The sequence below is a fragment of the Pacificibacter sp. AS14 genome, assembly GCF_038899935.1.
Classification (GTDB): Bacteria; Pseudomonadota; Alphaproteobacteria; order Rhodobacterales; family Rhodobacteraceae; genus Celeribacter.
Genome location: NZ_JBBMQI010000007.1, coordinates 111848 through 135160 on the forward strand (window position 1 = coordinate 111848; position 23313 = coordinate 135160).

Below are 23313 nucleotides of genomic sequence, written 5' to 3' on the forward strand. Positions count from 1 at the left end.
CTAGCGTGCATTTTTGCAGATACAGGCGCGCAGCCGACTATACAGCCACGCACCATATGTCTTACTTTTTGGGCTGATACATATTGTCAGAGCTTGGGAAGCTGCGGTCTTTGACCTCGGTGGCATAGTCGCTGACGGCTTGTTCAATCATTGGTCCCAGATTGCCGAATTTCTTGACGAACTTTGGGACCCAAGGGTTGAGGCCCAGCATATCTTCCAGCACCAAGATCTGACCATCGCATTTAGCCGACGCGCCGATGCCGATGGTGGGGATGTCGACGGCGGCTGTAATCTGATCGGCGAGGGGTTCAACAACCCCTTCGACCACAACTGCGAAAGCCCCAGCTTCGGCGACAGCAACCGCATCGGCCACGTGCAATGGCCAAGTGTCTTCATCGCGTCCTTGAGTTTTGAAGCCGCCCATGACGTGGCTTGATTGCGGTGTCAGGCCGATATGCGCCATCACTGGAATGCCACGTTCGACCAAGAACTTGATGGTCTCGGCCATGCGTGCACCGCCTTCAAGTTTCACCGCTTGGCACTGGGTTTCTTTCATGATTTTGGCCGCATTGCGAAAGGCCATGTTGGGGCTTTCCTCATAAGTGCCAAACGGCATGTCCACTACGATCAGCGCGCGTTGCGTGCCACGCACCACGGCTTGGCCATGCATAATCATCAACTCAAGCGGCACACCAACCGTGCTGTCCATTCCGTGCATCACCATGCCCAGACTGTCGCCGACAAGAATGAAATCAGCATATTTATCAACGATGGCCGCTGTATGCGCGTGATAGGATGTCAGCGATACGATGGGCTCTCCGCCTTTGCGATTGGCAATTTGCGGCGCAGTCATACGGCGGATCGTTTCGGTTTGGGTGGACATGATATGTCTCCTTTGCGTGCGGCACGTTTAGTTTGGGGCGCCGACTTTAGCTGGGGTCGCAGACCCGTTGATCAATAAGTAGCACATCGCCAAAGGTTGCCGCGAGTAAGATCACCACGGGCGCTGTGACTTTACCTGTTGGCACTTCAAGGCTTGTTGCATCGCGCACATCGACGCTTTGCACCGTGGCGCGGGGTTCGCGTGCGATAAAGGCGCGAATGTCGCTTTCCAATTCAGCCGCCTCGCGACCATCAGCGACTTCATAGTCGCCGTAAGCCAAAGCTTTGTTCAAGATAAGCGCCGCTTGGCGATCCTCAGGTGACAGACGCACATTGCGCGACGACATGGCCAGACCGTCGATCTCGCGCACTGTGGGTACGCCGATGGCTTCTACGGGTATGTCGAGATCACGCACCATGGTTTTGATGACCAACAATTGTTGATAATCCTTTTCACCGAAAAAGGCCTTGTCCGCTTGGGCGATGTTAAACAATTTCGCGACAATCGTGCAGACACCCTTGTAATGATCCGGACGCAAGGCGCCCATCAACATGTTTGCAAGCTTTTCGGTTTCAACCATGGTTTGTGCGGATGGGTCGTACATTTCCTCAACCGCCGGTGCAAAGACCACGTCGACGCCTTCCGCTTCAAGCATTGCGAAGTCGCGGGCCTCGTCACGGGGGTAGGCGTTTAAATCGGACGGATCGCCAAACTGGGTGGGATTGACAAAAATCGTTGTGATAACACGGGCTGTCTGCGCCTTGGCTGTGCGCACCAAGGTCATGTGCCCCTCGTGCAAATATCCCATAGTGGGCACCAGACCGATGGTTTCAGTGTTCGCGCGAAAGCCTTTTACGGTCTCTCTTAGCTCGGCTTTGGTTCGGCAAATTTTCATTGCATTGTCCCCTCGCGACATAATCTTGCGCGGACAGTAGCGAGCTTGCGCCCCCTCGGCAAGGTTCGAGGGGGCAGTGTGTCCGGCGAAATGTCGATGTATTCTGAGGCCGGTGGCTCTTATTATAACCGCAAATTATAACCGCAAATCCGACGGTGATGAGCTTGACCCGACCCGCATCATTGCGCCCAAAGGCGGCAACTAAAAATTGGCTGAACTGGAAATCATTCATGACAGCATTCCAAGCACTGAAATCGTTATCGATGACGGTACAGGTGACGTTAACTTCGAGCCAAAAGTGCTGGATGCGCCCGAACATGCACTGAGTGATGGTGCGGGTTTGTTGAAAAGGTTGTATTTTACGCCGACGACGGGGCTGATGGTTTTGTGAAATAACCTGCGATTGGACTGCATTGCAAAAAAAAAAGGCCCACCAAAAAGGTGGGCCAATCGAAATGCGACGTTCAAACAAAGCGCAATTATTGTGGAACTTCGCCTGTGAGACCTTCAACGTAGAAGTTCATGCCAGCGAGTGTGCCGTCATCTGCCACTTCACCTTCAGCCAAGAACGGCGTGCCGTCTTGCTTGTTCAGAGGGCCAGTGAACGGGTGGTAAGTCCCTGCGACGATCGCGTCCTTCAAAGCCAAGGCTTCGGCTTTCACGTCTGCTGGAACAGCGTCAGTGATTTCACCAATGCCAACCATGCCAGTTGAAATACCGTCCCAAGTGTTCACGCTTTCCCAAGTGCCATCCATGACCGCTTGCGTGCGCTCGATGTAGTAAGGCGCCCAGTTGTCGATGATGGAAGACACACGTGGTGCTGGGGCAAAGTCATACATGTCAGAGGCTTGACCAAATCCGATGGCGCCGGCTTCTTTGGCAGCGGCCAATGGCGCTGTCGAATCTGTGTGCTGCAAGATCACATCTGCGCCTTGCTCAAGCAAAGCTTTGGCGGCGTCAGCTTCTTTGGCTGGGTTAAGCCATTCGTAGATCCAAATGACTTTGAATTCGACGTCTGGGTTTACTTTTTTGGCGTGGATGTAGGCAGAGTTGATGCCACGCACAACTTCAGGGATCGGCACAGAACCGATGTAACCCACGATGTTGGACTTTGTCATACGGCCAGCAATAGTCCCTTGGATCGCGCGACCTTCATAGAAACGCGCGGAATATGTGGACACGTTTTCAGCGGATTTATACCCTGTTGCGTGCTCAAATTTTACGTTTGGAAATTTGGCCGCTACATTGAGTGTCGGGTCCATGAAGCCGAAAGATGTGGTGAAAATGATATCTGTTCCAGTGAGCGCCATTTGCGTCATCACACGTTCAGCGTCTGGACCTTCTGGTACGTTCTCAACAAAAACAGTTTCGACTTTGTCGCCAAAATGTTTTTCAAGTTCTTGGCGTCCATGATCATGGCCTTGTGTCCAGCCGCCGTCATTGATTGGGCCAACGTAAACAAAGCCGACTTTGGTTTTGTCGTCAGCAAAGGCAGCGCCTGCAAGGCCAACGGCCAAAGCTGTGGTCGCGAGGATTTTTTTGAACATATGTCCACTCCCAAGTTTTTGGGGACTAACGCCCCATTTCAAATGCGAGCCTTGCGGCTCATTTAAGTCCCAAACTCTTAATGAGCTTGAAAAATTTTGCCCAACATCGCAGGCCCATTCGAGGCACCTTTGCTGCGGGCAGAAATCACAACCAAAACAACTATCGTTGCCACAAACGGTGCGGACGATAGAAGCAATAGATCAAGACTAGACGCGTAGTTGGTCACGATGCCGATCAACAGCAGCACAAGCCCCGTGCCGATGAATTGCGCAAAAGTCTTGAGAGTTGGTTTAACATCTAAGGTTTTTTTCCACGAGCCTGCCGCAACGGCAATCGCGAGATAGATCACGCCGGACAGCATCACTAAATATGGCAAGACCAGCAACAGGGGGATGTCAGCAGCTTGCAAATTCAACTGCAAGGCTGTCAGCCCGCCGAACAGGTAGGCCCCAAACAAAATACGACCCGGTTTCCATGAGGCGAATACAACGATTGCCAGTGCGATCCAGCCAATGCCTGCGGTAATCCCGTCCGTCCATTGTGGCACACGTATCAGCGAAATATACGCCCCACCAAGCCCTGCTAAAGCCCCGCCAAAGCCGATTGCCATCACGCGGACCAAACGCACTTTATAGCCCAAAGCATGGGCTGCATCGTGGTTTTCACCCACAGCACGTAAAATCAAACCTCCGCGGGTGAATTTCAAGAACGCCCAAACCGCAATGGTGAGAAGGATCGAGACATAGACCATCGCGTCATGTTGAAACATTGCTGGTCCAAAAAATGGGATGTGTTCCAGCACTGGGATTGGCATCTTGCCGACGGGGGCGGGGCTTTGCCCCACATAGGGCTGTCCGATTAAGGACGCGAGCCCCACGCCCACGAGCGTTAAAGCCAAGCCACTTGGCACCTGGGTTGCGTACAAAAATTGGGTCAAAAGTGCGAAGAGCATTGACAACAATGCTCCGCCCAAGGCCGCGCCAATGAACCCCATGACCGCCGATCCGCTTTCCACCGAGACGGCAAAACCGCAGATTGCGCCGATGATCATCATGCCCTCAACGCCGAGGTTCAAAACCCCTGCGCGTTCGGTGATCATTTCGCCCAATGCTGCCAATAATATAGGCGTTGAGGCGACCATTAAGGACGCAAAAAATGCGACCAGTGAAATTGATCCAAGATCCATTATGCCGCTCCTGTTATGGTTTCAGACGCTTTGGTGCGCATGTAAAAATAAAGAGGCATCACCAAAGACAGGCCAACTGTAAGCCCCGCCGGAATGAGAACCCACCAAAGGCTAAGGTTTTTTGCTTTTGCGTCAAAAAAGGGCCATGCCCAAAACATGAAAAGTGACAGCAGGACATCGGTGCTAAAACCGCTGGCCGCGCCATTGGAAAACAGAGCTTGAACAAAACCTAAAACATCAAAGCCGTTGGTTCCAATCCATGAGCTGAAAAAAAGCCAAGGCAACAGTGTTCCAATTGCGCAAAGTACCAACCACGTTCGCGATGAAATCATTGCGCGGTCTCCTTTTTGCGCCAAACGACTTTGTAATTCACGAAAATATCCATCGCCAAAAGCGTCATCAATAGCATCCCTTGGAACACTTGTATCGAGGCAGAGGGCAGCGACAGCATGAACTGCGCCAACTCGCCGCCGATAAATGTCAGCGCCAGCAACAGCCCCGCCAGCAAAATACCAATCGGATTAAGGCGTCCCAAAAACGCAACGATGATCGCGGTAAATCCGTAGCCTGTGTTGAAAGACGTGGTGATCTGACCCGCAGGCCCCGTGACTTCGAACAGTCCTGCAAGACCGGCCAATGCACCGGAAATGCCAAGGCAAAAGATGATCAAACGATTGGCTTTGATACCAGCAAAGCCTGCCGCGCGCGGGCTTTCACCGGTGACGCGAATTTGAAACCCAAGCATGTGTTTGCTGAGCAAAACATAGGCGGCGACCACGGCGGCAAAAGCGGCCATCACCCCCCAATGCGCGCCTGTGCCTGCGATCAGTTCAGGGTTGGCTGAGGACGCATATTGCGCCAAATTGCGTGAGCCGGGAAACCCGTTGCCTTCTGGGTTGCGCAGCACGCCAAGAGAGACGGCGATCATAATTTGCTCGGCAAAATACACCAACATCAGCGACACTAAAATCTCTGGCGCATTGAACTTTGTTTTGCATAAAGCAGGGATCAACCCCCAAAGGAAACCGCCCAAAGCGCCTGCGATGACCATCAACGGAAAGATAAACCAAGCTTCCATCGGGTAAAAGGCAAGACCCACAGAGGTGCCGGTGATTGCGCCGATGATGTATTGACCTTCGGCGCCGATGTTCCAGATGCCGGCCTTGAACCCAAGGGACAATCCGATGGCGATCAAAATCAGCGGGGCCGCTTTGACCAACAGTTGTGGGCGTGAATAGGCTGCAAAATCAGGGCTAAACAAAGGATCCCAAAAGATCGTGCGGATCGCCACAAAGGGATCTTTGCCCATGGCCGCAAACAAAAGCCCGCCCAAAATCATCGTGACGATCACCGCCAAAATAGGTGTGGCGACCACCCATGCTTTGGAAGGCTGTGGGCGTTTGACCAATGAAATCATGCGGACACTCCTTCAGTGGTCTGTGCTGCGTCCGATGTGTCACTGCCACCCATCATCAGGCCAATCTCATCAATGCTCAGCCCTTTGGCTGCGCGTGGGGTGCTCAACCGTCCCTCGTTCAGGGCTGCGAAATGGTCAGAAATTTCCATAAGTTCATCCAAATCTTGCGAAATACAAATCACCGCCGCGCCACCCGCTGCTAAATCCAGCAAAGCTTGACGAATACTGGCTGCAGCCGAGGCGTCCACGCCCCATGTCGGTTGGTTGACCACAAGCACTTTGGGGTCTTGCATCACCTCGCGACCGATGACGAATTTTTGCAGGTTGCCGCCCGACAATGATCGCGCCGCGGCCGTGGCACTTGGGGTGCGCACATCAAAGGTTTTGATAATGTCTTTGGCAAAGCTTTCCGTCTTGTGCCAGTTGATAAAGCTGTTTTTTGTTAAGTCTTTGCGAATGATTGCCGTCAGCGCCGTGTTCTCGATCAGGCTCATATTGGGGGCGGCTGCGTGCCCCAAGCGTTCTTCGGGCGCTGCCAAAAGCCCAAGGGCACGACGCGCATTTGGCCCAAGCTTGCTGATCTCTTGCCCTTGAAGCGTCACGGTCCCTGTTTGGGCACGCGCCTCGCCAGACAGCACAGATAAAAGTTCATCTTGGCCGTTGCCTGCAACACCGCCGATGCCCAAAACTTCGCCAGCGTGCACTGTCAAAGACAGGTTTTTCAACCGCGTGCCAAAAGGGTTCTTGGGAGCATAATTCAAGTCTTTCACCGCAAGCAGTTCAGCGCCGCTGGCTTTGGCCTCGCGGGTTGGAATATGCAGGCTTTCGCCGACCATCAATTCCGCCATCTCACGCGCACTGGTGGCGCGCGGATCACAGGTGCCGACGACTTTGCCCAGACGCAGGATCGTTGCTTCGTCACATAGGCTGCGAATTTCTTCGAGCTTGTGCGAGATGTATAAGATTGACGTGCCCTCAGATTGTAATTGGCGCAGGGTCTTGAACAGGATTTCAACCTCTTGCGGGGTCAACACCGATGTCGGTTCATCCATGATCAAAAGCTTAGGGTCTTGCAGCAGGCAGCGAATGATTTCGACGCGCTGACGTTCTCCTGCGGACAAATCGCCGACGGTGCGATCAGGGTCTAGCGGTAGGCCGTAGGCGTGTGACACGTCTCGGATCGATTTGGCTAAGTCTTTCATCTTGGGCGGGCTTTCCATCCCAAGGGCGACGTTTTCCGCCACATTCAAGGCTTCAAACAATGAGAAATGTTGAAACACCATCGCTACCCCTGCGGCGCGCGCAGCTTGAGGCGATGTTGGCACATAGGTGTCACCGTGTAGTGTCATCGTGCCACTGTCGGGTTTCGTTAGGCCGTAAATCATCTTGACTAAAGTGGATTTTCCCGCGCCATTTTCACCCAGAAGCGCATGGACTTCACCCTTGGCAATCGAGAATCCAACATCGTCATTGGCGATCACACCTGGGTAGGCTTTGGTCAGCCCTTGCAGTTTAAGAAGTTCTGTCACTTAAGCGCCCCCAGAATGTGTTTTGAGTGTCTCGATCTGTTCTGCTGATGAGATTAAGCTTGCTGCAACCCCAACCGCAATGGCTTGCGGGTGTTTGCCAAGCTTTGGCTGCCCAATTGGACAGCATATGCGGTCAATTTGGGCGGTCGTGTGACCTAAATCCGTGAGGCGCGATCGAAACCGCGCCCATTTGGTGTCTGACCCAATGAGACCGGCAAAGGCAAAGGGATGTGATAAGATTTGGTGGCACAGTTCTAAGTCAAGCGCATGAGAATATGTCAGCACCAAATGCTCGGCATCGTTGGGCGCATGGGCGACCAAATGGGCCGGATTGGCCGCGATAAGTTGTGTCGCTGTGGCGGGCAAAACATCGGGGAACCGATCTGCATGTGTATCGATCCAAGTCACTGCAAACTGCGGCAGAGGCGCCAAAACATTTGCGATGGCGCGCCCCACATGACCCGCCCCCCACAACCAAATGGGTCGCATGAGCGGGCTGACGGGTTCGATCATCCAATCTTGGATCAATCGCGGCGATGTAAGCCCTTCGCGTCGTACCCCTTTGAGCGCCTTTTGCACGGCCATAGGCATAATATTTGGTCCACGCGCATAGACGTCGGTTGGAATGTCATCTGCGGTCTCAAACACTTCGGTCAAAAGCGTAACCGCACCGCCGCAACACTGACCCAAGCTTGGGCCCAGTGGAATACGTCGCAGACGCGGTGATGAAAACGCGGCTTTCATCGCTTCAAATTCCAAAGTGCCGCCGCCAATCGTGCCGGATTGCTCCAACCCGTTGGGGCCTTTCCACACCAGCATCGATGCGCCAACTTCGCGCGGCGTGGACCCTTTTACATCAGCCACAACAATGCGCACGACCGCGCCGTGCGCGGCGATGGCCTGCTCTAATGCGTGTCGATCAAAGCTCATGCGCGAGCTCGCGAAATCGCATTCAACAGTTCCTCGGGCGTGGCTGGCGCATTGAGGGCAGGGTAATTCGGCCCACAAAAGCTGACCGCATCCGATAGCGCCATAAGCGCCGATATGCCAAGATTGAAGGGGGGTTCGCCCACAGCTTTGGACCGATAGATGGTCTTTTCTGGATTTGGCGCGTCCCACAGCGAGACATTGAACACATCCGGCGCGTCTGAGGCGGTGGGAATTTTGTAGGTCGAGGGCGCGTGGGTGCGCAGACGGCCTGATGCGTCCCAAACCAGCTCTTCAGTGGTGAGCCATCCCGCGCCTTGCACATAGCCGCCTTCAATCTGGCCAACGTCCAAGATTGGGTTCAGCGAGGCACCAGCATCGTGCAAAATATCGGTGCGCAAAATACGGTTTTCGCCCGTCAATGTGTCCAACACGACCTCGGTCACGGCCATTCCATAGGCGAAGTAATAGAACGGGCGCCCATCACCTTTGATCCGGTCCCAAGTGATGTCAGGTGTTTTGTAAAATCCAGTGGAGGACAGGCTGATCCGGTTCTCATAGGCCAGCTTTGCGGCATCGCTAAAGGACAGGCTGTGATCGCCTACTGTTACGATGTCGTCGCCAAAGATCACCGTATCAACGGCGTAATACTCTTTGAGAAACTCCGACATGCGCTCGCGAATTGTTGAGCAGGCGGCTTTCACGGCCATGCCGTTAAGATCGGCACCAGACGAGGCCGCGGTGGCGGAAGTATTGGGCACCTTGGCGGTATCTGTCGCGGTGATTTTAATCGCGTCCATGTTCACGCCAAATTCGCTGGCTGCGACCTGTGCTATCTTTTGGAACAGACCTTGGCCCATTTCTGTGCCACCATGATTGAGTTGGATCGAGCCGTCTTGATAAACGTGCACCAAAGCGCCAGCTTGGTTGAGGTGCGTAAGCGTGAATGAGATGCCGAATTTAATAGGGGAAATCCCGATGCCCTTTTTCAAGATAGGGTTGGCTTTATTCCAAGTCGTGATTGCATCACGGCGTGACTTATAGTCTGCATCCGTCAAAAGCTTGGTGGACAGGGCATGCATGATACCATCGGTGACAGGCATTCCGTAGGGTGTGGTCTGTCCGTCCTGCGGTTCATCGCCCATATCGGAGTAGTAATTTGCGCGGCGCACCTCGGCAGGATCAAGGTTCAAATCAGCTGCGATATGATCCATGACACGCTCAACCCCAAGCACGCCCTGCGGTCCACCAAAGCCACGATAGGCGGTAGCGCTTTGGGTGTTGGTGCGCAAACGGTGGCTTTCAATGCGCGCGTGTTCAAACAGGTAAGCATTGTCAGCGTGTAGCATCGCGCGATCGGCCACAGGAATACTAAGATCAATAGACCAGCCACAGCGCGTCATTTGCACGAACGCGATGCCAGCGATTTTTCCGGTGTTATCATAGCCGACAGTATAGGAAATGCGAAAATCGTGGCGTTTGCCTGTGACCATCATATCGTCATCGCGGTCATAACGCATTTTGCAGGGCTGTCCGGTGTCGCGTGCGGCAATCGCGCAAGAAATGGCCAGCCAATTGCCTTGGCTTTCTTTGCCTCCAAAACCACCGCCCATCCGGCGGGTTTCAACACGCACGGCATGCATCGGAATGTGCAAGGCATGGGCGACTTTGTGTTGAATTTCGGTCGGGTGCTGGGTCGAAGAATTCACCAGCATATCGCCGCCCTCAAGCGGCGTGACCAAGGCCACTTGGCCCTCAAGATAAAAATGTTCCTGCCCACCCATATCGATTTGCCCTTGCGTCACATGAGGGGCCGCATTGATGGCTTTGGCAGGGTCGCCTTTGGTGTAAATACGTGGTCCATCTTCGAAACGGGCATTGGCAGCCATCGCGTCTTCATAGCTGAAAATCGCGGGTTTCTCATCATAGGTGATCTTCCCCAGACGCGCAGCTTTGCGGGCGGCCAAGTGCGATGTGGCCACGACCAAGAACACAGGTTGTCCAAGGAAATGAACAGTACCAGTGGACAGCAAAGGCTCGTCTTCCAGCGGGGTGGGAGAACAGTCAGGCACGTGATCAAAATCATCTGCCGAGTATACCGCGACCACACCTTCGGCGTCGCGCACAGCCTCTAAGTCCATTGAGGTGATATCGCCATGAGCCACTTCGGACAGGCCAAAGGCCAGATGCAATGTGCCGCTTGGCGTAGGGATATCATCGATATAGCGCGCTTGGCCTGTGACGTGCAGATGGGCGGAATCATGGGGAAGAGGCTTGCCAACACTCATGACGCGTCCCCCCGTACATCCAAAACCGATACGCTGTGGCCTATGCTTTCGGCAAAAACGCGCCTTAACATGTTTTGCGCTGTTGTTTGGCGGTACGCGGCAGAGGCACGCATGTCTGTCATCGGCTGATAGTCTTGGTTAAATGCGGGCAGGGCGGCGCCTATTGTCCCAAGCGTCCAAGGCTTGCCAATAAGGGCAGTCTCAACCGCCGCGGCGCGCTTTGGTGTCCCTGCCATGCCGCCAAAAGCGATGCAGGCGGCGGTAATCGTGCCATCGGTCACGGTGATATTAAAGGCACCGCAGACGGCTGAAATATCTTGATCAAAGCGTTTGGACAATTTGTAAACGCGCAAATCATTCAGACCCGCTTTGGGTACGGTGATGTGGGTTACAAACTCGGAGGCCGCGCGGTCTTGTTTGCCATATTCGATAAAGAAGTCTTCCAGCGCCATCGTGCGGCTGTCTTCGCCACGGCGCAGCGTGACAGTTGCCCCTAAAGCAATCAGCGGTGGCGGGCTGTCCCCGATGGGGGATCCGTTGGCGATGTTGCCGCCAAGCGTTGCGGCAGAGCGCACTTGCTTTGATGAAAACCGTCGGAACATCTCAGACAATGACGGGCAAGACTCTTCAAACAACGGACCCAGATCTGCAATTGGGGTCATGGCGCCGATCTCATAAGCGTCTGGCGTTTCGGTGACGCCTTTGAGATCGCTTACGCCGTTTAGAAAAATCACTTCGTCTAAATTGCGCAACTGTTTGGTCACCCATAGGCCAACGTCTGTTGCCCCCGCGATCAAGGTCGCGTTTGGCCGCATCGCATAGACAGCAGCTAGTTCGTCAATGGTTTCGGGCCTTTCAGCTAAGGCAGGTGCATCTATTGCGACATATGGACTTGGCACTACTGGGGCTTGTAGTGCTGCTTTTTGGGCTGCGCGTAAAATCGGAGCGTATCCTGTGCAGCGACACAGATTTCCTGCCAGTGCATCTTCGATATCTGTGTCGCCAGTGGCGTGAGCCGCAGCCAAAGACATCACGATGCCGGGGGTGCAAAAACCGCATTGTGATCCGTGTTCGTCAATCATCGCCTGTTGCACGGGGTGCAGTTCGCCTTTGGGCGCAAGCCCCTCAACCGTCGTGATCGATTTGCCGTGCAGTTGCGGCATAAGCAAAATACAGGCATTCAGTGCTGTCGGTCCGGACGCGTCCTCTACGATCACAGTGCAGGCACCACAATCGCCCTCGTTGCAGCCCTCTTTGGTGCCGGTTAGTTTGCGGATTTCGCGTAAGTAATCTAGCAATGTGTCCGTGGCGTTTTGCGATGTGGTGACGCGCGCGCCATTAAGGTTGAAAGTGATCTCCATTTGGTCGACCTGCCGCTTTCTTTTGATTTGAAGCGCATCCGATGCGGCGGAAAATACGCTTCTTTCTTACAGCAAACGTGCGCTTAGGCCCTTTTGCAAGGGATTCGGTTAAAGAATTTGCTTAATGATTGTACATTCGGTTGAAAAATAAGCAAAGCCGCAGAGCCCGCGGAATTCAACGAGAGTGATTTTGCGCTTGGCCCCGCCCGTCTGCTTCATGTAACTTGCCTAAATGAGCACACCCACATTTATTCATTTGCGCACCCATACCGAATATTCGCTTCTTGAAGGCGCATTGCGGTTAAAGAAACTCAGCGGCATGGTCGCAGATATGGGCATGCCTGCTGTTGCTGTCACGGACACCAATAACCTGTTTTGTGCGTTGGAATTTTCCGAATACGCCTCTGGTGCTGGCGTTCAGCCCATTGTGGGCTGTCAGGTGGATCTGGCCTTTGATGTGGCTGCCCCAGGTGAGCAACTGCGCGCCCCTGCGCCGGTTGTTTTACTGGCCAAAAATGAAACGGGTTATGAGCATCTGATGAAGCTCAATTCTTGCCTGTATATCGATAACAACGGTCAGATACCGCAGGTCACTTTGGACGAGCTTGAGCAATATTCAGGTGGTTTGATTTGTTTGACAGGTGGGGCGGATGGTCCTTTGGGCCGTTTGATCCAAGCCAGCCAAAGGCCAAAGGCAAAAGCGCTGATCGATCGGTTGAACGCAATTTTTGGCGATCGCTTATACATGGAATTGCAACGCCATCCCGGTGAAAATGGTCAATATACGCTGGGCGAGATGGCGACAGAACAATGGTTCGTGGAAACAGCTTATGCGATGGACATTCCGCTTGTGGCGACCAACGATGTGTATTTCCCGAAAACCGAAATGTTTGAGGCCCATGATGCGCTGATCTGTATCGGTGCTGGCGCTTATGTGGATCAATCAGAACCGCGCCGCCGCCTGACCCCGCAGCATTATTTCAAAAGCCCTGCTGAAATGGCCGCCTTGTTTGCCGATCTGCCAGAGGCGATTGAAAATACGGTCGAGATTGCCAAACGCTGTGCGTTTAAAACCTACAAACGCGATCCGATTTTGCCTAAATTTGCCGATGACGAGGTCGCTGAATTGCGCCGTCAGGCTGAAGAAGGCCTGCGACAACGTTTGGCGATTATCCCACATGCGGTTGAAGTCTCCGAATATGAGGCCCGCTTAGATTTCGAATTGAAAATCATCGAAGGCATGGGCTTTCCGGGCTATTTCTTGATCGTTGCCGACTTTATCAAATGGGCGAAAGATCAGGGCATTCCTGTTGGACCAGGCCGTGGCTCTGGTGCGGGGTCACTTGTGGCTTATGCGCTGCTTGTCACAGACCTTGATCCGCTGCGCTATTCCTTGCTGTTCGAGCGGTTCTTGAACCCTGAACGTGTGTCCATGCCCGATTTCGATATCGACTTTTGCATGGATCGCCGCGAGGAAGTGATCCGTTATGTGCAAGAAAAATACGGTCGCGACAAAGTGGGCCAGATCATCACATTCGGTGCGCTTTTGTCCAAAGCGGCTGTGCGCGATATTGGCCGTGTGTTGCAGATGCCTTATGGCCAAGTGGATCGCCTGTCTAAATTGATCCCCGTTGAGGGCGTCAAACCTGTGTCGATCGAACAGGCACTTAAAGACGAGCCACGCTTGCGCGAAGAGGCAAAAAACGAAGAGGTCGTGGACCGCTTGCTCACCTATGGCCAACAGGTCGAAGGCCTGCTGCGCAACGCCTCAACCCATGCGGCGGGTGTTGTGATCGGGGATCGGCCCATCGATATGCTGGTGCCGCTGTACCAAGATCCGCGCTCTGATATGCCTGCCACCCAGTTCAACATGAAATGGGTCGAGCAAGCGGGTCTGGTGAAGTTTGACTTTTTGGGTCTGAAAACCCTGACAGTCATTCAATCCGCGATGAACCTGATTTTTAAAAACGGACGCCCGCTGCATGTTGATGCGGCTGGCAACACGCTGTACGAGCCTGCGCCGGGCGGTGAAAACCAAATCAACCTCATTCCGCTGGACGATGAGAAAACCTATAAGCTTTATGCAGACGCCAAAACCGTGGCTGTGTTTCAGGTGGAAAGCTCGGGCATGATGTCCGCGCTGCGCCAAATGAAACCCACCTGTATCGAAGACGTCGTGGCGCTTGTGGCGCTGTACCGGCCCGGTCCGATGGAAAACATTCCAACGTACTGCGAAGTGAAAAACGGCACCAAGGCACTCGAGTCAGTCCATCCGTCGATTGACCATATTTTGGCAGAAACCCAAGGCATCATCGTCTACCAAGAACAGGTGATGCAGATCGCACAGGTCATGGCAGGCTATTCCCTTGGCGGTGCGGACTTGCTGCGTCGCGCCATGGGGAAAAAGATCAAAGAGGCGATGGACGCAGAGCGGCCTAAGTTTGAGGCCGGTGCCGCCAAAAATGGTGTACCTGCCAAGAAAGCCTCTGAGGTTTTCGATCTGTTGGAAAAATTCGCCAACTACGGTTTCAACAAATCCCACGCGGCGGCCTATGCGGTGGTGTCCTATCAAACGGGGTGGCTGAAAGCGAACCACCCTGTGGAGTTCATGGCCGGTGTGATGAACTGCGATATCCATCTGACTGACAAGCTGTCTGTTTTCGCCGAAGAGGTGAAGCGCGGCTTGAATATTGAGATCATTCCGCCGTGTATCAACCGCTCTTTGGCGACGTTCGATGTGGTCGATCAAAAGCTAGTCTACGCGCTGGGCGCTTTGAAAAACGTTGGCGGCGATGCGATGCAGATGATCGTCGATGCGCGTGTGAAAGGCGGCAAAGAGTTTGTCACCCTGTTCGATTTCGCCCGCCGCGTCGATATCAAACGCGTTGGTAAACGCCCGCTGGAAATGTTGGCGCGCGCGGGGGCCTTTGATCAGCTCGACAGCAACCGTCGCCGTGTTTTCGACAGTCTTGATGGATTGGTGCAGTATTCCGCGGCGATCCACGAGCAAAAGGCCTCAAATCAGGTGTCTTTGTTTGGGGAGGCTGGCGATGATCTGCCTGAACCACGCTTGTCGCCTGTCAATGATTGGGTGTCGTCCGAGCGTCTGATGGAAGAACAAAAAGCCATCGGATTCTTTTTGTCGGGTCACCCGCTGGATGATTATGCCGCAGCATTAAAGCGCAAAAAGGTCAAAACCATCGCCCAAGCCGAAGCCCAAGCCGAACGCGATGGCACGGCTGTTGTGCAAGTCGGCGTCATGGTATCGGGCTTTCGCGAAATGAAATCGTCCAAGGGCAATCGCTATTTCAGAATGAATATTTCCGACAGCACAGGACAAATTTCTGGCATCGCCATGTTTGCGCGCAAGGTCGAGGATTTGATGGCCGCACGCGCCGTGTTCGAGCAAACTGACAAGGTCGTGGCCACATTGGAAGCCAAGTTCAACGACGGTCAATTTGATCCAACGATTCGCTCTGTTGCGGTGATGGAAACCGTGGTGGCCGATGCGGGCGCGGCTGGGCTTAAGATTTTCTGCGACGAAGTGAATGCGGTCAGCACGGTGAATGATCTTTTGATCCGCGTGACCGCTGAGGCCAAAACCCGTCCCAAGGGCATGATCAGTTTTTGCCTTATGGCTGATGGTCTGCCTGGAGAGGTGGATATTGACGTCGACCAACCATTCCATATAACCCCTGAAATCAAAGGTGCGATTAAGTCGCTGGACGGGGTTGTCATGGTGGAGGACTATTGATGCGCACATTGGGATTCATCGCTGTCTTGGCGCTGCTGCCAGCCTGTCAAATGGGTCTACCTGCCGTGCAGAACAGCGTAGAAAATACAGCTCCCGTTGTAACTGGCGATCCCTCTAACAAGACCGACTTGGCTGCCGCTTTTGAGCAAGCCGCTCTGGCCGCCCAAGTTGAGGCTGCATCTGAAAAGAAAAACCTTTTGGGAGGGGTGAATCCTAAAAATCTACCTGTAGATGCGGTTCTGGCGGGGACGGACATCGAGGTTGTGGATGGGGCGTCGGTCGCGGATAAAGACACGAAATCTAATGTGATCACGATCGCAGCAAACGCGCCAAAGGCCAATAAAAAAGCCCCTAAAAAATCGCGCTCAACAGTCGCGTTGGGCACGGTTTTGCCCTTTGGAACTGTTGGTATTTCTTGCGAGGCGCGTCCGAAAGATATGGGCGAACGCGTGGACAAGTTCCCCAGCTCTGGGGCGGCCGCTTGGCAAATTTACGACACCGATCCGTCCAGCATCGCGCCGCGCACGCAGTTTATCACGGGTTTCAAAGATGGCTGTGCGCGCCAAGTGACCGCGGCGCTGATTTTGTTTGGTTCCCCCAGCTTGCACGAGTTTCAGCGGTATTCGAAAGCGCGTGCAAAAGTGTCTTGGTCAAAAGCTGACAACAACTATGAGACCATCAAATCAAGGGTCTGCAGCGTCGGGCGTAAAAAACCATGCCCCACTGGCAAGGTCGGTAAACTCGAAAAACATATGGCGTTTGTCTCGGTCTACAAGCAATTCGGCGATGCCACTGGCTGGTTAGAGCTTTTACTGCATAACGGAAAATTGGAAACTCAAGAACTGCGGTAGCGCCTGATGCATTCAATGTGCTTACCAGTGCGGTGGGCGTTGATCTGCTAAGGCCACTGTGCCGCCGCCATCGGCTTCGCGCCCTGCTTCGCGTTGCATCAACATGGCCAAACGACGGGTAGACACCTCGATCACCTGTTCTTGGCGCGCAATGACATCTGACAATTCCTCAACCGTTTTGGCCAAATGCGCGACCTGTTCTTCCAGCGCCATCATGCGAATCTCGGATGCGTCTGTGTCGCTTGAGTGCTCGGTCATATGCGTCGTCCTTTGAGTATCTTAGGTTTAAACAATATGTAACTTAGATGAAATCATCGGCGATTTCACCCCCAATCCGCGCCAATTGCTTGCTCTGATCCCCCCCTTGGGCTATGCCGCGCGCAAGTGCAACCACAAGTGCAGCACGCAACGCTGCACCGTGAGACCTCAGGAGCTGCCCCATGGCAAAGCCCAAAAAGACCCCACGTCCCAAGGCCATCACGCCAAAGGGCTTTCGTGATTACTTTGGCGTTGAAGTGAGCGAGCGTAAAGCGATGCTCGATCAGATCGCTGAAGTGTATCATTTGTACGGGTTTGAGGCGTTGGAAACCTCGGCTGTTGAAACAGTTGAGGCCTTGGGTAAATTTTTGCCAGACGTAGACCGCCCCAACGAGGGCGTGTTCGCGTGGCAAGAAGATGCGGACCTAGAAAAACCCGGTGACTGGATGGCGCTTCGCTATGACATGACAGCGCCTTTGGCACGTGTTGCGGCGCAATACCGCAATGATTTGCCATCGCCTTACCGTCGTTTCGCAATGGGCCCTGTGTGGCGCAACGAGAAACCAGGTCCCGGTCGGTTCCGCCAGTTCTACCAATGTGATGCGGACACTGTTGGCGCGCCAAGCGTGGCTGCCGATGCAGAGATCTGTTCAATGCTTGCGGATACGTTGGAAAAGGTCGGCATTCCCCGTGGGGACTACATCATCCGCGTGAACAACCGCAAAGTTCTGGATGGTGTGCTAGAGGCCGCTGGCCTGCCTGATACCGATGAATTCGCTTCTGTGCGCGGCATCGTTTTGCGCACAATCGACAAACATGACAAGTTTGGCGACACAGGCGTTATGGCGTTGCTCACTGATGGTCGCAAAGATGACAGCGGCGATTTCACCGAAGGAGCTGGTTTAGAGCGCGCGCAGGTCGAATTGATCTTGGGCTTTGTGAACGGTCGCCAAGACGACAACGCGGGCACCATCGCGCGGCTTGAAGCCTTGGTTGAGGGCTCGCAAACCGGTGTGACTGGCGTTGATGAATTGCGTCAGATCGCAGACCTTCTTGCGGGGCAGGGCTATGGCGCAGATCGCATCGTGATCGACCCGTCTGTTGTGCGTGGCCTTGGCTACTACACTGGTCCTGTCTACGAGGCGGAACTGACGTTCCAGATCGAAGACGAAAAAGGCCGCGTGCGCGATTTTGGCTCTGTCGCAGGTGGCGGTCGTTATGATGATCTCGTCAAGCGCTTCACCGGCCAAGAAGTGCCTGCCACAGGCGTCTCAATCGGCGTGGATCGCCTTTTGGCCGCTTTGCGTGCAAAAGGTCGTATGAATGACGCGCCTGCGGGGCCTGTTGTGGTCACCGTGATGGATAAAGCGCGTATGGGCGATTACATGCAGATGGTGTCTGAGCTGCGCGATGCGGGTATTCGCGCCGAAGTTTACTTGGGCAATCCCAAAAACTTTGGCAACCAATTGAAATACGCGGACAAACGGATGAGCCCTGTGGCGATCATCCAAGGTGGCGACGAGCAAGAGCGCGGAGTCATCCAAATCAAAGACCTGATCTTGGGTGCAAAACTGGCGGAAAATGCCACGCTTGAAGAGTGGAAAGAACGCCCTTCGCAATATGAAGTGCCGCGCGACGACATGATCGCCAAGGTCCGTGAAATCATCGAGATGTATTCCTAATGCCTTTGAAATCTATGCCAAAGTCCCGTGTTCGGGCAGAAGCCGCGCGCCTTAAGGCCTATTTTGAAGGCATGGGCGCTGTGAATGTTGAAACGGATATCTTGTTGCCTGCTGAGGTTCTGCTGGATCTTTACGGCGAAGACATTCGTCACCGCGCCTATGTCACCAATGATCCGACGCGCGGCGAAATGATGCTGCGCCCCGATTTTACGGTACCTGTGGTACAAACACATATGGACAGCGGCGCTGATCCTGCGCGCTACACTTATGCGGGCGAAGTGTTTCGTAAGCAAGATGATCTCTTGGACCGTGCTGCTGAATATATTCAAGTCGGGTATGAAGTGTTTGACGGCAACAACCCTGCGGCTGCGGATGCCGAAGTGTTCGCGGCCTTTTCGGATGTTTTGTCACCGCTTGGCTTGCGCGCTGCAACTGGTGATATTGGTATTTTGATGGCGGCTGTGCATGGCCTCAAAACCACTGAAACGCGCCGTAATGCTTTGTTGCGTCATCTTTGGCGCCCCCGTCGTTTTCGCGCGTTGATGAACCGGTATTCGGAAAAAGGTGAAGAGTTTCGCGAAGAAAATTTTGCCCGCGTGCGCGCCAATATGGCCACCAACAGCGCACCTGCGATTGGCTTGCGGACCGAAACTGAGATTTTGGACCGGGTCATGGCGCTGTCGACTGATGCCGCGGAGCCTTCGATTTCATCGAGCGAAATTGAACTGCTCAACGATATTTTGTCTCTCAAAGAAACGCTCCCCAATGTTTTATCCGCACTGCGTGACATTGCTGTGGATATGGATGCTATTTTGCCCGCCGTGAACCAATTGCGTGCCCGCGTCGATGCGCTGGATGCGCGTGGCGTTGATGTTGAAAACCTAGAGTTTGAGACCGCTTATGGCCGCACATCTATGGAATATTACGATGGATTCGTCTTTGGGTTCTATGCAGAAGGCCGTGCCGATCTGCCGCCTGTTGCGACTGGCGGGCGCTATGATGCTTTGACGTCTGTTTTGGGGCATGGACGGTCCATTCCGGCTGTGGGCGGTGTGATGCGCCCTGCAATGATTTTAGCTGTTCAGGAGGGCGCGTTATGACCATTAAACTTGGTATCCCGTCCAAAGGCCGCTTGATGGATAAAACCTTTGATTGGTTCGCTGCACGTGGAATTACGCTCAAACAAACCGGTGCGGAACGCGAATATTCTGGTGCTGTCGAAGGTATCGATGGGGTTGAACTTGTGTTGCTCTCGGCTTCAGAAATCCCCCGCGAATTGGCCGCTGGGCGCATCCATTTGGGTGTAACAGGGTCGGATTTGGTGCGTGACAAACTTGTCGGTTGGGACACCAAAATTGGCGAAATGACTGTGATGGGGTTTGGCCACGCGGATTTGATCATCGCTGTGCCAAAAGCTTGGGTTGATGTCGATACCTTGGATGATCTGGATGCGGCTGCCTCCGCGTTTCGCGCACGCCATGGATTTCGTCTGCGTATAGCGACCAAGTATCATCACCTTGTGCATGAGTTTTTGAAAGCCAATGGCGTTGCCGATTATCAGCTGGTGGATTCCCAAGGGGCCACTGAGGGCACAGTGAAAAACCTGACCGCCGAAGCGGTGGCTGACATCACATCCACAGGGGAAACCTTGCGGGCAAACCATCTTAAAATTCTGTCTTGTGAACCTGTGCACAAATCCCAAGCCACTTTGTTCAAAAGCCGCACGGCGCCGTGGTCTGACGCGGATCGCGCGACCATGTTTGAATTGAAGCAAAAACTGGAATTGGGTGACTGACCAAATTTTGGGGCTGACAGATTGGCTTAAAACAGACCGAGGTCCGCCAAGGTTTGTGCCAATTCTGCCGGCAGCTCGTCTTCGTGTTCGCGCCCCTTGGGCATATCGGCAGGCGCGTCCTCGGGTTTGAGATAGCGCCAGCCTTGGAATGCGCGACGGGGGGCGTTTTGGGTGCGGATCAGCGGTTTGGCCAAAACGATACGACACCGTTTGATGCCGTCGCCGCCATTGTATTCATCAAGGGCCAAAACCTCTTGCCGGGCTTGAATGACGCCTTTGATCACCCAATACAGCGAGCCACCATTTAACAACTGTGTTTCTTGTTTGGGCCGCATGCGCGTGACGTGCCCAGTGGCATCGCCGGATGTGGCTGAAATGTGCCTATCAAGATCATCAAAAGAATCAACGCCCACGCAAAGCTTCACAAGATGTATGTATTCTGACAAAGTGAACCCCTAGGTGTGGTGTTTTTTCTTTTTTTTCGCCTCGACCTTATCATGGTGCTAGGTTAAATCACAGGCCTTCTAACAACGACTCATACACGAACGGACCAACCATATGACGCGCTTTACTGCCCCTATCGCTGAACAAATCTGGGACATGAAATACCGTCTGAAAGACGCAGATGGTACGGTCGTTGATCAAAGCGTCGAAGACAGCTGGCGTCGCGTTGCGCGGGCTTTGGCCGCCGTCGAGCAAGATTCTGAAGCTTGGGAAACGAAATTCTACGATGCTTTGGAAGGGTTTAAGTACCTGCCAGCGGGCCGCATTTTGGCCGGCGCAGGCACTGGACGCGCTGTGACTTTGTTCAACTGTTTCGTTATGGGCACCGTGCCAGATTCCATGGGCGGTATCTTTGATATGCTCAAAGAAGCGGCGCTGACCATGCAGCAGGGCGGCGGCATCGGTTACGATTTCTCGACCATTCGCCCCAAGGGCGCTGGCGTATCCGGCGTGGCGGCGGACGCCTCTGGGCCATTGTCATTCATGGATGTCTGGGATGCGATGTGTCGCACCATTATGTCTGCAGGTTCGCGCCGCGGCGCGATGATGGCGACCATGCGTTGTGATCACCCCGATGTGCTGCAATTCATTGAAGCCAAACAAGATTCCGCGCGTTTGCGCATGTTCAACCTGTCCGTTTTGATCACCGATGATTTCATGGAAGCTGTGAAAGCCAATGGCTCATGGGATTTGAAATTCGATGGCACAATTTATCACACTGTAGATGCGCAAGATCTTTGGAATAAGATCATGAAGGGCACTTATGAATACGCCGAGCCTGGTGTGATTTTCATCGATCGTATCAACAAACTCAATAACTTGAACTATGTTGAAACCATTGCGGCGACCAACCCATGTGGCGAGCAACCTTTGCCACCTTATGGTGCTTGTTTGCTGGGCTCGATCAATTTGGCGACTTTGGTCAAAGACCCGTTTGAAGCGGGTGCGGCGATGGACGAGGACGCTTTGTATGATCTTGTAGGCACAGCAGTGCGGATGATGGATAACGTTGTTGATGCGTCCCGTTTCCCACTTGAGGCCCAGCGTCAAGAAGCCCAAGCCAAGCGTCGTATCGGTCTTGGGGTGACCGGTTTGGCGGATGCTTTGCTGATGGTTGGTCAACGTTATGGTTCCGCCGAGGCGGCTGCAACTTGTGAAAAATGGCTCAAGATGATCGCACGTGCTTCTTACATGGGCTCTGCGCTTTTGGCGAAAGAAAAGGGTGCTTTCCCGCTGTTTGACAAAGACAAATACCTCGCGTCTGGGTCGCTGAAGGATATGGATCAAGACGTCAAAGACGCGATCGCAGAACATGGTATTCGCAACGCTTTGCTCACATCTATTGCGCCGACAGGCACGATTTCTTTGTACGCGGGCAATGTGTCATCCGGCATCGAGCCTGTGTTTGCCTACGCCTATACCCGCAAAGTTTTGCAAAAAGACGGATCACGCACAGAAGAAGAAGTCGTTGATTACGCAGTTAAAATGTACCGCGATAAGTTCGGCGCCGACGCCGAACTGCCCGAGCATTTCGTCAACGCGCAAACGCTTGCACCGCTCGATCACGTGCGTATGCAGGCGGCTGCGCAAAAATGGGTCGATAGCTCGATTTCCAAAACCATCAACTGCCCTGAAGACATCTCATTTGATGATTTCAAAGAGGTCTACATGGCCGCTTGGGATCAAGGCTGTAAAGGTTGCACGACCTACCGCCCGAATGATGTGACGGGGTCTGTTCTGTCTGTGTCTGAGACATCCGATAAAACACCCGAAGTCGAGACTGGCGCAGAAGTTGTGTATTTGGCAGAGCCACTTGAGCGCCCACAACAGCTTGAGGGCAACACCTATAAACTGAAATGGCCTGACTCAGAGCACGCGATTTACGTGACAATAAATGACACCATTCACGGTGGCCATCGTCGCCCATTTGAGATTTTCATCAACTCCAAAAACATGGAACACTTCGCGTGGACTGTGGCTTTGACACGGATGATTTCTGCGGTGTTCCGTCGTGGTGGTGATGTGTCTTTCGTCGTGGAAGAACTCAAAGCGGTCTTCGACCCTCGCGGTGGTGCTTGGATCCAAGGCAAATATATCCCATCGATTTTGGCAGCCATCGGCGGCGTTATTGAAACGCATCTGATTGAAACCGGCTTTATCGCAGGCGAAGGCATGGGGCTTAAAGCCGATCCGCACGCCGAAGTCGTGGCGATGGATGCAAACCAAGGCAAGTCCAAAGGCAAAGCCTGTTCATCCTGTGGCCAATACACATTGCGCATGGTCGAAGGCTGTATGACCTGCTCATCATGCGGCCATTCTAAATGCGGTTGATCTATCGTGTCTGGCGTGTGGGAATGTGAGACCCACCAATAAATGACCATTTTCCACGAAATTTGGCCATTCCAACACAGTTCAAATGACCACCATCAACCTTA

19 protein-coding genes and 1 pseudogene are annotated in these 23313 nt (G+C 53.6%); 7 read left to right on the forward strand and 13 right to left on the reverse strand.

Annotation, left to right across the window (positions count from 1 at the left end; all coding sequences use genetic code 11):
- Positions 1–61: 61 nt before the first annotated feature.
- Both panB and panC read right to left on the reverse strand, forming a co-directional pair.
- A complete protein-coding gene (panB, locus tag WNY38_RS09260) occupies positions 62–883 on the reverse strand; it encodes a 3-methyl-2-oxobutanoate hydroxymethyltransferase (RefSeq protein ID WP_342857055.1) in 822 nt (273 codons plus the stop codon).
- A gap of 46 nt (positions 884–929) precedes the next feature.
- Positions 930–1778 carry a pantoate--beta-alanine ligase gene (gene panC / locus WNY38_RS09265; protein ID WP_342857056.1) on the reverse strand — a complete coding sequence of 283 codons (849 nt, stop codon included), beginning with the start codon at positions 1776–1778 and terminating at the stop codon, positions 930–932.
- 208 nt (positions 1779–1986) lie between these two features.
- Between panC and WNY38_RS09270 the strand changes: the two genes are divergently transcribed.
- Positions 1987–2169 carry a hypothetical protein gene (locus tag WNY38_RS09270; RefSeq protein ID WP_342857057.1) on the forward strand — a complete coding sequence of 61 codons (183 nt, stop codon included), beginning with the start codon at positions 1987–1989 and terminating at the stop codon, positions 2167–2169.
- Positions 2170–2257: 88 nt separating this feature from the next.
- Here the strand turns inward: WNY38_RS09270 and WNY38_RS09275 are convergent, their stop codons facing one another.
- The 8 genes and pseudogenes from WNY38_RS09275 to WNY38_RS09310 form a co-directional block, all read right to left on the reverse strand.
- Entirely contained in the window at positions 2258–3325 is a 1068-nt protein-coding gene (locus WNY38_RS09275) for a BMP family ABC transporter substrate-binding protein (protein ID WP_342857058.1), read from the reverse strand.
- Positions 3326–3660: 335 nt separating this feature from the next.
- Positions 3661–4512 (reverse strand): annotated as a pseudogene (locus WNY38_RS09280) (ABC transporter permease); the annotation flags it as partial.
- Entirely contained in the window at positions 4512–4844 is a 333-nt protein-coding gene (locus WNY38_RS09285) for a DUF2834 domain-containing protein (protein ID WP_342857059.1), read from the reverse strand. The pseudogene WNY38_RS09280 and the gene WNY38_RS09285, both read right to left, overlap by 1 nt.
- A complete protein-coding gene (locus WNY38_RS09290; protein ID WP_342857060.1) occupies positions 4841–5929 on the reverse strand; it encodes an ABC transporter permease in 1089 nt (362 codons plus the stop codon). The genes WNY38_RS09285 and WNY38_RS09290 overlap by 4 nt, the downstream gene beginning before the upstream one ends.
- Positions 5926–7458 (reverse strand): ABC transporter ATP-binding protein, encoded by a 1533-nt coding sequence (locus WNY38_RS09295; RefSeq protein WP_342857061.1) that lies wholly within the window; start codon positions 7456–7458, stop codon positions 5926–5928. The genes WNY38_RS09290 and WNY38_RS09295 overlap by 4 nt, the downstream gene beginning before the upstream one ends.
- Positions 7459–8388, reverse strand: coding sequence for a xanthine dehydrogenase accessory protein XdhC (xdhC, locus tag WNY38_RS09300; protein WP_342857062.1), 930 nt, complete (start codon positions 8386–8388; stop codon positions 7459–7461).
- Positions 8385–10673, reverse strand: a complete 2289-nt coding sequence (xdhB, locus tag WNY38_RS09305) for a xanthine dehydrogenase molybdopterin binding subunit (protein ID WP_342857063.1) — start codon at positions 10671–10673, stop codon at positions 8385–8387. Before xdhB ends, xdhC begins: the two co-directional genes overlap by 4 nt.
- On the reverse strand, positions 10670–12034 hold the full coding sequence (locus WNY38_RS09310; protein ID WP_342857064.1) for an FAD binding domain-containing protein: 1365 nt from the start codon (positions 12032–12034) through the stop codon (positions 10670–10672). The genes xdhB and WNY38_RS09310 overlap by 4 nt, the downstream gene beginning before the upstream one ends.
- A gap of 232 nt (positions 12035–12266) precedes the next feature.
- On the opposite strand from WNY38_RS09310, the gene dnaE reads away from it, so the two are divergent.
- Entirely contained in the window at positions 12267–15788 is a 3522-nt protein-coding gene (gene dnaE, locus WNY38_RS09315) for a DNA polymerase III subunit alpha (RefSeq protein ID WP_342857065.1), read from the forward strand.
- A complete protein-coding gene (locus WNY38_RS09320) occupies positions 15788–16639 on the forward strand; it encodes a hypothetical protein (protein ID WP_342857066.1) in 852 nt (283 codons plus the stop codon). Before dnaE ends, WNY38_RS09320 begins: the two co-directional genes overlap by 1 nt.
- 21 nt (positions 16640–16660) lie before the next feature.
- Here WNY38_RS09320 and WNY38_RS09325 read toward each other — a convergent pair whose 3' ends face one another.
- Together WNY38_RS09325 and WNY38_RS09330 are read right to left on the reverse strand one after the other, a co-directional pair.
- A complete protein-coding gene (locus WNY38_RS09325) occupies positions 16661–16855 on the reverse strand; it encodes a SlyX family protein (protein ID WP_342857100.1) in 195 nt (64 codons plus the stop codon).
- A gap of 85 nt (positions 16856–16940) precedes the next feature.
- Positions 16941–17081 carry a hypothetical protein gene (locus WNY38_RS09330; protein WP_342857067.1) on the reverse strand — a complete coding sequence of 47 codons (141 nt, stop codon included), beginning with the start codon at positions 17079–17081 and terminating at the stop codon, positions 16941–16943.
- Here WNY38_RS09330 and hisS point away from each other — a divergent pair.
- The 3 genes from hisS to hisG are packed head-to-tail and all read left to right on the forward strand — an operon-like array spanning position 17080 to position 20374.
- Complete coding sequence (hisS, locus tag WNY38_RS09335; protein WP_342857068.1) at positions 17080–18579, forward strand: histidine--tRNA ligase; 1500 nt, start codon at positions 17080–17082, stop codon at positions 18577–18579. The two genes, WNY38_RS09330 and hisS, sit on opposite strands and share 2 nt — an antisense overlap.
- A 14-nt stretch (positions 18580–18593) precedes the next feature.
- Positions 18594–19679 (forward strand): ATP phosphoribosyltransferase regulatory subunit, encoded by a 1086-nt coding sequence (locus tag WNY38_RS09340; RefSeq protein ID WP_342857069.1) that lies wholly within the window; start codon positions 18594–18596, stop codon positions 19677–19679.
- The gene (gene hisG / locus WNY38_RS09345; RefSeq protein WP_342857070.1) at positions 19676–20374 is read left to right on the forward strand and encodes an ATP phosphoribosyltransferase; all 699 of its coding nucleotides are present in this window, start codon (positions 19676–19678) and stop codon (positions 20372–20374) included. The genes WNY38_RS09340 and hisG overlap by 4 nt, the downstream gene beginning before the upstream one ends.
- A gap of 26 nt (positions 20375–20400) precedes the next feature.
- On the opposite strand, the gene WNY38_RS09350 is transcribed toward hisG, so the two are convergent.
- Positions 20401–20820 (reverse strand): DUF1489 domain-containing protein, encoded by a 420-nt coding sequence (locus tag WNY38_RS09350; RefSeq protein WP_342857071.1) that lies wholly within the window; start codon positions 20818–20820, stop codon positions 20401–20403.
- A 112-nt stretch (positions 20821–20932) separates the two neighbouring features.
- Here WNY38_RS09350 and WNY38_RS09355 point away from each other — a divergent pair, with 112 nt between their 5' ends.
- Positions 20933–23209, forward strand: coding sequence for an adenosylcobalamin-dependent ribonucleoside-diphosphate reductase (locus WNY38_RS09355; RefSeq protein WP_342857072.1), 2277 nt, complete (start codon positions 20933–20935; stop codon positions 23207–23209).
- The last annotated feature ends 104 nt before the right edge of the window (positions 23210–23313 follow it).

Bases quoted from the DNA above. Each gene is read 5' to 3' on its own strand.
- xdhC (WP_342857062.1), bottom strand. From the start codon at position 8,388: ATGAGCTTTGATCGACACGCATTAGAGCAGGCCATCGCCGCGCACGGC.
- WNY38_RS09285 (WP_342857059.1), bottom strand. From the start codon at position 4,844: ATGATTTCATCGCGAACGTGGTTGGTACTTTGCGCAATTGGAACACTG.
- WNY38_RS09310 (WP_342857064.1), bottom strand. From the start codon at position 12,034: ATGGAGATCACTTTCAACCTTAATGGCGCGCGCGTCACCACATCGCAA.
- WNY38_RS09340 (WP_342857069.1), top strand. From the start codon at position 18,594: ATGCCAAAGTCCCGTGTTCGGGCAGAAGCCGCGCGCCTTAAGGCCTAT.
- WNY38_RS09325 (WP_342857100.1), bottom strand. From the start codon at position 16,855: ATGATGGCGCTGGAAGAACAGGTCGCGCATTTGGCCAAAACGGTTGAG.
- WNY38_RS09320 (WP_342857066.1), top strand. From the start codon at position 15,788: ATGCGCACATTGGGATTCATCGCTGTCTTGGCGCTGCTGCCAGCCTGT.
- panB (WP_342857055.1), bottom strand. From the start codon at position 883: ATGTCCACCCAAACCGAAACGATCCGCCGTATGACTGCGCCGCAAATT.
- WNY38_RS09330 (WP_342857067.1), bottom strand. From the start codon at position 17,081: ATGGGGCAGCTCCTGAGGTCTCACGGTGCAGCGTTGCGTGCTGCACTT.
- dnaE (WP_342857065.1), top strand. From the start codon at position 12,267: ATGAGCACACCCACATTTATTCATTTGCGCACCCATACCGAATATTCG.
- WNY38_RS09290 (WP_342857060.1), bottom strand. From the start codon at position 5,929: ATGATTTCATTGGTCAAACGCCCACAGCCTTCCAAAGCATGGGTGGTC.
- hisS (WP_342857068.1), top strand. From the start codon at position 17,080: ATGGCAAAGCCCAAAAAGACCCCACGTCCCAAGGCCATCACGCCAAAG.
- panC (WP_342857056.1), bottom strand. From the start codon at position 1,778: ATGAAAATTTGCCGAACCAAAGCCGAGCTAAGAGAGACCGTAAAAGGC.
- WNY38_RS09275 (WP_342857058.1), bottom strand. From the start codon at position 3,325: ATGTTCAAAAAAATCCTCGCGACCACAGCTTTGGCCGTTGGCCTTGCA.
- xdhB (WP_342857063.1), bottom strand. From the start codon at position 10,673: ATGAGTGTTGGCAAGCCTCTTCCCCATGATTCCGCCCATCTGCACGTC.
- WNY38_RS09355 (WP_342857072.1), top strand. From the start codon at position 20,933: ATGACGCGCTTTACTGCCCCTATCGCTGAACAAATCTGGGACATGAAA.
- hisG (WP_342857070.1), top strand. From the start codon at position 19,676: ATGACCATTAAACTTGGTATCCCGTCCAAAGGCCGCTTGATGGATAAA.